Below are 9,468 nucleotides of genomic sequence, written 5' to 3' on the forward strand. Positions count from 1 at the left end.
CCTTCAACTTTTTATATTAGTCTGTAGTCAGCACTATCAATTACAATTTGTATTAAGCTATTAAACAGTTTTTGTTGGGCAGGATTTTGCCAGTCCTCTTCATATTCAGCCATTAACCACATGACTTCATCAAGAAAAACATGCTGCTTCGCCTTATCCCAAAAATGTTTTTCCTGATCGGTTAAAGCACTGTATTCTTTATATCCTAATAAAAACTGCTTCCATTCATCTACGGTGAAAACCCTGTTTGGAGCTTTTTCATGTTCATTATGAAAGAGCAGTAAGACTAGCGCCAGATCAAAGATTCTTGGTATCCAAGTCGCATTATCCGGATCAATCAAGTACGGTTCCGGGGTTAAAACAAGGTTATTTGCTTTAAAATCGTGAGGTGTAGCAACATGCGGTAAACCCGCTCCGTTAAGTTCCTGCTGAACTGCAACACTTTCCAGTAATTTCGTTTTTAATGTTGAATCAATTTCAATCCCAGCTTTGTGAGCATGCTGAATAATGGCTTCCATACTCTCTTCTACTTCCTGTTTGTTAAAATCGTAAACATCATAGTTAAGAAGATCGTAAGCATTTGTATTTGGTGAAAGACTATGTATGTGACCTAACATCTTTCCGGCTTCATAAATTTCATTTTCTTGACCAGAGTATTTCGTGCCTTCTATAAATGGATAAACAACAAAATTTGTCCCCTCAAAATTTTGCGGATTATCTACATGAAGCTTAACTGGTGTTACAACATTTACACCTTTATTCTTTAACATATTCGTATAAGACATCACATTCTCTGCTCTTTTTTGTGTACGTTTTACCACAACATCCTTATCGCCGTATTTCACCCGGTAGACGGGTGAATACGGGTAAATACTTACAGGCTCTTCTTTAGTTTCAAATCCAAATATCGCTAAAATTTCTTTTCCATTTGTCATTCATTTAATCTCCTTTCACAGAGGGAGGGGTGTACCTTTTTGGATTCCTAAAAACTCTTTCAACTCAGGCATTTGCTTTAATGCCTGTTCATAACCGACTTCATAATTAGCTTTCATTTGATCAACTTTACTTTCGAAGCTCTTTATTGCACGGTCCGGCTTGAAAATAAAAGCTTCATTATTTTGCTCTAATTCTTCAATATATTGCATCGTAGTATTGTACATTGAAGCACGCTGATTCATTGCTGCAGCTAGTCTAGGGTAGCGCTTTTGAAAGAGCTTAGTTGCCCATTTGTTTGTCTTTGACGGTTGTTTAATATAGCCCGGTTCTCGTGTCAGGATGAGTAAATGTTTGGAATACCCTTTTTCAATCGCACGTTTCACGGGAATGGAATCCGATAATCCCCCATCATAATAAGGGATATTATCAATTTTAATCTCCGGAAATAACACTGGGATCGCACATGTAGCCTGCAGTATATCACATGTTCTCGTCATCGTATGTGCACTCTTATATTCCACCTTACCGGTATAAGCATTTGTCAGACCAAATTCTACTTCGCCTGGATAGTTGTAATATGTGTCCCAATCAAATAGGTCGAGCTGATTTGGTACAATATTGTAGGCAAAGTCTAAACCAAAAAGGCTTTTCTCCTTCAAAAAGTTCCGCGCACCCATATATCGGGGATCATTACGATACGTTGTCAATACCCGCATTGTTCGTTCAGGCTGATTTGACATATACGAAACCGCATTTATCGCCCCAGCCGAAATTGCCGCAATATATGGCATAACTATTTGCTGCTCCATTAGGGCATCCAGTACACCAGCTGTAAAAACGGTTCTAAATGTGCCCCCTTCTAAAATTAAACTGCAGTCCTTTACTTCATGCATCTACATCACACTCTTTCCGTCATATACACGTCTTCTATTTTATTATACGTTTTAAATCTCAAGCATACTTCCTAAATTTTCAGAAATATGTTATTATTTATTTCGAATATCGTAATATTAGGAGGTAACTAATGTCAATGTTGAAACGTAATGAAGTACCAGTTGAGGAAACATGGAATTTAAATGATTTATTTTCTTCAGAAGAAGCTTACTTAGAAGCAATTGAGGAAATGAAACAGCTTGTTGAGATAAGCGCCAAGCAATTGCCAGGCACAATTACAGATGCAAAGGGTGCCATCGCAGCTATAGAAGCGACTGAAAAAATCCAACTTAAATTAGTACCAATTGGAACGTACGCTAGTCTTTCACACAGTGTAGATCAAACGAATACAGAAAATCAAATGCGTTCAGCTCAATTTGGATCATTAGCTGCGAGCATCGCTACAAAGCTTTCTTTTGTAAAAAGTGATTTATTGGCATTAGACGAAGCAATTTTAAAAGAAGCTCAACTATTAAATCCATCATATGAAAACTATATTAATAAACTGCTTATTCAAAAACCGCACCAACTACATCCTGAAGCGGAAAAAGCATTGGCTGCTTTCGGTGCAACATTTAATGCACCGTATGAACTTTACAATACAACTAAATTAGTAGATATGAATTTCCCTAATTTTGAAGTAGATGGTGAGCAATTCCCTCTTAGCTACAATCTATTTGAAGGTGACTGGGAATTAGAAACAGATACGAAAAAACGCCGAGCAGCATTTGATGCATTCTCTTCAAAACTGCGTGAGTATCAGCATACAACAGCGAAAACGTATAATACACATTTAAAAATTGAAAAAACCGATGCAGATTTGCGTGGTTATGAAACAATTTACGATGCGCTACTTGAATCTCAGCAAGTAGACCGCTCTATGTATGACCGTCAAATCGACTTAATTATGAATGAACTAGCACCGCATATGCGTCGCTATGCAAAATTACTACAAAAAACGCATGAACTGGATAAAATGACTTTTGCAGATCTTAAAATTTCATTGGATCCTTCATACGAACCTACTATTACTGTAGAAGAATCCCGTCAATATATGAAAGACGGTCTATCCATTATGGGAGATGACTATATTAAAATGATTGACCGGTCATTCGATGAGCGATGGATTGACTTTGCCCAAAATGCTGGTAAATCAACAGGTGCATTCTGTTCAAGCCCATACGGTGTACACCCATATGTATTAATTTCGTGGACAAGCCGGATGAATGAAGTATTTGTCCTTGCTCATGAATTAGGTCATGCTGGTCACTTCTATTTAGCAAATGACGCTCAAAATATTTATAATGCACGCCCATCTTTATACTTTATTGAAGCACCATCTACAATGAATGAAATGCTTATGGCCAACTACTTATTACAAAATTCAACGGATGCCCGTTTCAAACGTTGGGTTATTTCATCCATTATTAGCCGTACGTATTACCATAACTTCGTGACACATTTATTAGAAGCAGCCTACCAACGCAAAGTGTACGATATTATCGATGCTGGTGGTAATGTGAATGCTCCGAAATTAAATGAATTAAAACGCGAAGTACTGGAGCAATTCTGGGGAGATACAGTTGAAATCACAGAAGGTGCTGAGCTTACTTGGATGCGTCAGCCACACTACTATATGGGCTTATATCCATATACTTATTCAGCGGGTTTAACAATTTCAACACAAGTATCACAACGTATTTTGAATGGTGATGAATCAGCTGTTGGTGAATGGATCGAAGTATTAAAAGCCGGTGGTACGAAAACACCTGTCGAGCTTTCAAAAATGGCTGGTGTCGATATTACGACAGAACAACCATTGCGTGACACAATTGCATTTATCGGAAATTTAGTTACACAACTAGAGCAATTAACAGAAGAACTACAAACAGTTTAAAAAACTTGGATGTGCAGAAATATTTTTGCACATCCTTTTAGTTTTTTAGCTACAGACTTCTTGCAACTTTTAAATCGCAATCGATTGCTTAACAACATCTACTTGCTGGAATAAGTCGGATACTCCAGATTCAATTGCAGCTGACCCAACTGCCTTCGCAACTACCCCTGCAACACGTTCATCCATAGAGCTAGGAATAATAAAGTCTTCATGAAGTTCCTTTTCAGTTACAAGAGAAGCGATTGCCTCAACCGCCGCCAGCTTCATGGCCTCATTAATATCTCTTGCGCGCACATCCAGCGTGCCGCGGAAAATACCCGGAAATGCCAGCATATTATTAATTTGGTTCGCATGGTCGGAGCGCCCTGTCCCAATAATTTTAACGCCCCATTTTTTTGCATTCTCTGGGGTAACTTCCGGATCAGGATTCGCCAATGCAAATACGATTGGATCTTTCGCCATTGATTTAATATGAGCTTCTTTTAAAATATTCGCTGCTGATACACCAATAAATACATCAGCTCCCACTAAAGCATCATCCAAACTTCCACGTAGTTGATATGGGTTTGTTAAATTAGCGACTTGATCTTTTACTGGATTCATTCCTTCAGGGCGACCTTCATAAATAATCCCTTTCGTATCACACATAACTACATTCGTGTAACCCATTTGAATTAGTATACGTAAAATGGCAATACCCGCAGCCCCTGCTCCATTAATGACAACCTTCATTTGCGCAACTTCTTTATTCACAAGCTTTACGGCATTAATCATCCCTGCACCAACAACGATTGCGGTACCATGCTGATCATCATGAAATACAGGAATTGAACATTCTGCACGCAGCCGATCTTCAATTTCAAAGCAGCGTGGTGCTGAAATATCCTCTAAATTGATCGCCCCATATGTAGGAGAGATTGCTTTCACTACGTTAACAATTTCATCAACATCTTTTGTGTTTAAACAAACCGGTACAGCATCAACATTCGCAAATCGCTTTAACAATAAAGCTTTCCCCTCCATTACAGGTAATGCTGCTTCCGGACCAATATCCCCTAAACCGAGCACAGCAGTACCATCTGTAATGACTGCTACTAAATTTCCTTTCATCGTATAGTCATATACAGTGGAAGGATTTTGTTCAATTGCTAAACAAGGAGCTGCTACACCAGGTGAATACGCCAAACTTAAATCATATTTATCCTGCACCGGTACTTTTGCACGAATTTCCATCTTCCCCCCAAAGTTTTCATGCATCTCTAACGACTTCTTCATTAAATCCATTTTTACCAACCCTTTCTAATTTTAGGAATTTTCTTTATATTTACGTATGTTATTCCTTTTGATTTCTTTTGTCAACGATAATATTTAATTTTGTTTGAAAATTCAAATAATTATCGATAAACATTGATATATCAACACTTTAAGAGGTTAAATACGAATATTCAACATTGTGAATTCATACACAATCTATTATATAAATAAAATTAATGTAAGGGCTGTCATTTTGAAAACGGCGCTTTATCAGCCTAAAGTATGTGATAGATTGCACGAAGTATTTTCTAATGCTTAATATGAAACTTTTCACAAACTTACATAAAAAAAATGTCACAAAGCTTTTCACCGCAAATTTTTCACATTTTTGTTAAACTTAATTTATCGGAGGGGTGAAAATGACAGATAAAAACACCGAGCAACTGACTGAAGAGGAATTTTTAGAGCTTGTTTTAGAAGAACAGGAAAAGGCACTGGCAAAAGAGCGGGAGGCACGTCTAAATCCACAGCCTAAAAAACCAAAAAGGCAAAAGCCTGTTGTGCGGATTATCGTATGGTTGATGGCATTGACACTTGTTTTTAATACTTTTGCAGTAATTTTCAATATTTATTCCATTCCGGCAATTGAATTTTTAAAAGTATCAACGAAACTTTCAAGTCAGGAAAATATTCAAACATATAAGCAATCGATCGTCACAATAAATACTGACTCCGGAAAAGGAACAGGATTTGCTGTAACGGAAAATGGTTACATATTAACAAATGAACATGTGATTGATGATGCTTTAACGATTACCGTAGTATTTCCGGATGATTCACTTTATAAAGCGGAAGTTATAGAAGCATATGAGGAATATGATTTGGCACTATTAAAAGTTGATGCGGGGAACTTACCGTATTTAACACTAGCAGAAACAAGCGAATTCCGTCAAAATGAGCCTGTTTATTTTATCGGTAATCCACTTGCATTTAGCGGTATTGCAAATGAAGGAAAAGTAATAGGCTATACGAATGCTGTCGATATTCAAACAGAAATTATTATGATGAACGCCCCTGTTTATCGAGGGAATAGCGGAAGCCCGGTGATCAATGAGCAAGGACAAGTAATAGGTGTTGTCTTTGCAACCGGTACACGTGAAGATCATGGAAAAGTCGGTTTATTTATTCCGATAGAAAATGTCCATGAGCAATTTCAGGAATATTTAGCGCAATGATTTTCAGATTTAACTTATTAGAATAGTTGTCGGGGATATTAGAAGAGTAGGCTACTATTTTAGAACATTTACGTAGTTTATTAGCATATTACACATCTATTTTAGAACAAATGTTCCCTATATTAGATAACATAAATTTTATTAGAAACTCTTCAACCGTTATTAGAACATTTTATTTTTTATTAGAAAAAGTGACCACCGATAGCATAAACCAACTCCGAATATACAAAAAAACGGCTGCCCAAACATAAACATTGAGCGCCGTTTTTTATATTAGAATAGTAGACTAAATAATAAGTAGAATACACCAGCCATTACTGCTGAAATCGGTAAAGTGATGAACCAAGTAATAACGATTTTACGCGCCATTCCCCATTTAACACCTTTCACACGCTGTGCTGCACCTACACCCATAATGGCAGATGAAATAACGTGCGTAGTCGATACTGGTAATGCGATCACTGTCGCACCAAAAATAATCGATGCAGAAGTTAAGTCTGCCGCTACACCATTAACTGGACGGATTTTCATAATTTTGCCGCCCACTGTTTTAATAATTTTGTATCCACCAACAGATGTTCCTAGACCCATCGCCAATGCGCAGGCAAAACGTACCCAGTCTTGTACTTCATCTGTCGATTGCCAGTTCGCTGCGATTAAAGCCATTGTAATAATACCCATCGCTTTTTGCGCATCGTTCGTACCATGAGTAAACGATTGTAAAGCTGCCGTACCGATTTGCGTTAATCGGAATGCTCTCGTTGTACTGTATAATGGTGAACGCTTGAATATAAATTTGAATAACTTCATTACAATAAATCCTAGCGTTAAGGCTAAAATTGGTGAAATAATTAATGCCTGTAAAATTTTAAAGAAACCTTCATAATTTAAAATATCCATACCGGCTGAGGCTACTGCTGCCCCTGCAATTGAGCCGATTAATGTATGTGAAGAACTTGATGGTATACCGAAATACCAAGTTAACAAGTTCCAAGTAATCGCCGAGCTTAATGCCGCCAAAATAACAACAGATCCAGTCACATCACCTTCGAATGCATTTAACGAGAAAGGATCCACAATTCCCGATGCAACTGCTTTTGCTACGCCTACAAAAGTCATCGCACCAACGAAGTTCATCACTGCAGCCATTAAAACAGCTACTCGCGGCTTTAACGCACGCGTTGAAACAGATGTTGCTATAGCATTGGCTGTATCATGGAAGCCATTAATAAAATCAAATGCTAACGCAAAAATAACAACGAGTACGGTAATGATTAATAACGTTTCCATAGTCTACTCCTTTTTCAATTATGCATTACGCATAATAATTGTTTCAATTGTATTCGCTACATTTTGGCAATAGTCGGCAATTTCTTCTAATTGCTCGTACAAATCTTTAAAAATAATTAAGCGAATTGGATCTTTTTCAACTTGGAATAGTTCTGTAATAGACTTACGGAAAATCTCATCACATTCGCGCTCATAATCTTTTATTAAAATGGCGTGTTGACGCATGCCAATTAAATCTTTTTTATTTAATAATTCCATTGCCTTTACTGCTTCATCAGATGATTTAGCGATAAAGTCAACAAAGTCTCTCATATACTGATTCACTTCTGTAAATGCATACATTTCAAAATGGGCAATCGTATTTTCAATACCATCTAAAATATCATCTAATTTAATTGCCAATGCTAAAATATCTTCACGTTCAATTGGTGTCATAAAGGACTCATTTAATTTCACGATCAAATCATGAATTAATTTATCACCAGCTGTTTCATAAGACTTCATTTTAATTTGAATTTGTTTTAAGTCCGATACTGTAGAAATTGTTGATTCTTTTGCATAGTTGGCACCATTTTGTACATTTTTTGCAATATCTAATAATCCTTCAAAAAATGGATCTGGTTTTTTTGAGCTGAACATGGAATAAAATCCCCCTAAAATGAAGTATGTAAATCAAAACCTAGGTTATCATAACACCTATTTTTCATTTTCTTCAACATTAATTTAAGTTATTTACAAAACCTTTACAATCGAAAAATAAATATACGTTATAATCTTGCATCAAGTCACCTGATTATATAACGAAATTTTCAGAATCCACTAAAATTCTCTTGTAAATAAGCCTTTTTCGATAGGTAGGAAAGAAAATCTTATAGTAATTCCCTTTTATCGCATTTTTAAACCGCTTAAATTATTAAGCAATTGTAAATTTAATATTACAAACCATTTTTAATAAGTGAGACTATTTTCTATAACAAAACAATAAAAACTGCCTAGCAAGTTCCCCTCGCTAAGCAGTTAGTTATTGTATATTCTATTTTTTAATACGGATGTTACGATATGAGCTGCATCCCATTCCCCTAATGATAACTTTGTTATTGGATATTTCTTATCAAAAAGTTGTTTCGTTATCTCAGAGGGTGTCATTCCTTTTTCAGCCATCAGTTCTATTTTGCCGCTTAATTCTTTTAAGTTATTCAACTTCCGTTGTAAAGCTTCCTTTCCATTTTCAATATACCCTGCATGGTTGCAGTACATTTCCTGGAAATCAAGGGAAAGTGCTAGCTCCAATGAACTTATAATTTGCGGAATACTTTCTTCACGCAGCACAACTTTAGTTTTAGGTGTAACATACAAGTCCCCCGTAAAGAGTTGTCCTGTCTCTTCATTTAGAAAAGATGAATGGTCATTCGTATGTCCAGGGGTCGGAATTACTTTCCAGCGACCGGTCCTCGAAGTAAAATTATTTTCCAAAGGCTGCGCTTCAAAGGGTTTTCTCGCCCCCCAAAACAACTTCCTATATAAAGGATAGTTTGCTTTGTATTTACATTCCTCTATTCTTGTTTCATTCATAAATATAGGTAAATTGTATGCTGTCTGCAAAAAATGCGCCCCACCGGTATGATCTTCGTGATAGTGGGTTAACATCACCTGATCAACATCCATCGTATTGAAAAACGGTTTAAATTCCTCAAGGAGTGATACCGCGCCAGTATCAATTAAAACACCATCAACCTCAAAGCAATATACATTCAAACGCACCGATTGGAATTTGACAAAACCATTAATCATTTTCACATCGGATTTTTCGCTTATTTCCGATTTCTTCTCAAATAACATACCTATTACCTCCCTCTATAAATGTTGATATATCAATGGCCCGCGCCATTTTTGAGTGCCGAAAAAAATTTTTTTGACACGTAC

General features: G+C 36.6%; 8 protein-coding genes. 2 read left to right on the forward strand and 6 right to left on the reverse strand.

Translation table 11 applies throughout. The features are described from left to right. Nucleotides 1-11: 11 nt before the first annotated feature. Both H9635_RS06835 and H9635_RS06840 read right to left on the reverse strand, forming a co-directional pair. Nucleotides 12-935, reverse strand: a complete 924-nt coding sequence (locus tag H9635_RS06835) for an aminoglycoside phosphotransferase family protein (protein ID WP_191699396.1) — start codon at nt 933-935, stop codon at nt 12-14. A gap of 15 nt (nt 936-950) precedes the next feature. After that, nucleotides 951-1,829 carry a patatin-like phospholipase family protein gene (locus H9635_RS06840; protein WP_191699397.1) on the reverse strand — a complete coding sequence of 293 codons (879 nt, stop codon included), beginning with the start codon at nt 1,827-1,829 and terminating at the stop codon, nt 951-953. Nucleotides 1,830-1,960: 131 nt separating this feature from the next. On the opposite strand from H9635_RS06840, the gene pepF reads away from it, so the two are divergent. Beyond that, entirely contained in the window at nt 1,961-3,766 is a 1,806-nt protein-coding gene (pepF, locus tag H9635_RS06845; protein ID WP_191699398.1) for an oligoendopeptidase F, read from the forward strand. Nucleotides 3,767-3,835: 69 nt separating this feature from the next. Here the strand turns inward: pepF and H9635_RS06850 are convergent, their stop codons facing one another. Continuing rightward, on the reverse strand, nt 3,836-5,050 hold the full coding sequence (locus H9635_RS06850; RefSeq protein ID WP_191699399.1) for an NAD(P)-dependent malic enzyme: 1,215 nt from the start codon (nt 5,048-5,050) through the stop codon (nt 3,836-3,838). A 389-nt stretch (nt 5,051-5,439) separates the two neighbouring features. Here H9635_RS06850 and H9635_RS06855 point away from each other — a divergent pair, with 389 nt between their 5' ends. Further along, nucleotides 5,440-6,255 (forward strand): S1C family serine protease, encoded by an 816-nt coding sequence (locus H9635_RS06855; protein ID WP_191699400.1) that lies wholly within the window; start codon nt 5,440-5,442, stop codon nt 6,253-6,255. A gap of 273 nt (nt 6,256-6,528) precedes the next feature. Here the strand turns inward: H9635_RS06855 and H9635_RS06860 are convergent, their stop codons facing one another. From H9635_RS06860 to H9635_RS06870, 3 genes are all read right to left on the reverse strand, one after another. Then, on the reverse strand, nt 6,529-7,545 hold the full coding sequence (locus H9635_RS06860; protein ID WP_191699401.1) for an inorganic phosphate transporter: 1,017 nt from the start codon (nt 7,543-7,545) through the stop codon (nt 6,529-6,531). A gap of 18 nt (nt 7,546-7,563) precedes the next feature. Beyond that, complete coding sequence (locus tag H9635_RS06865; RefSeq protein WP_191699402.1) at nt 7,564-8,184, reverse strand: DUF47 domain-containing protein; 621 nt, start codon at nt 8,182-8,184, stop codon at nt 7,564-7,566. A 378-nt stretch (nt 8,185-8,562) separates the two neighbouring features. Continuing rightward, on the reverse strand, nt 8,563-9,384 hold the full coding sequence (locus H9635_RS06870; protein ID WP_191699403.1) for an MBL fold metallo-hydrolase: 822 nt from the start codon (nt 9,382-9,384) through the stop codon (nt 8,563-8,565). Nucleotides 9,385-9,468: the final 84 nt, after the last annotated feature.

Origin of the sequence: Solibacillus faecavium (assembly GCF_014836905.1) — a bacterium.
GTDB classification, from domain to species: domain Bacteria; phylum Bacillota; class Bacilli; order Bacillales_A; family Planococcaceae; genus Solibacillus; species Solibacillus faecavium.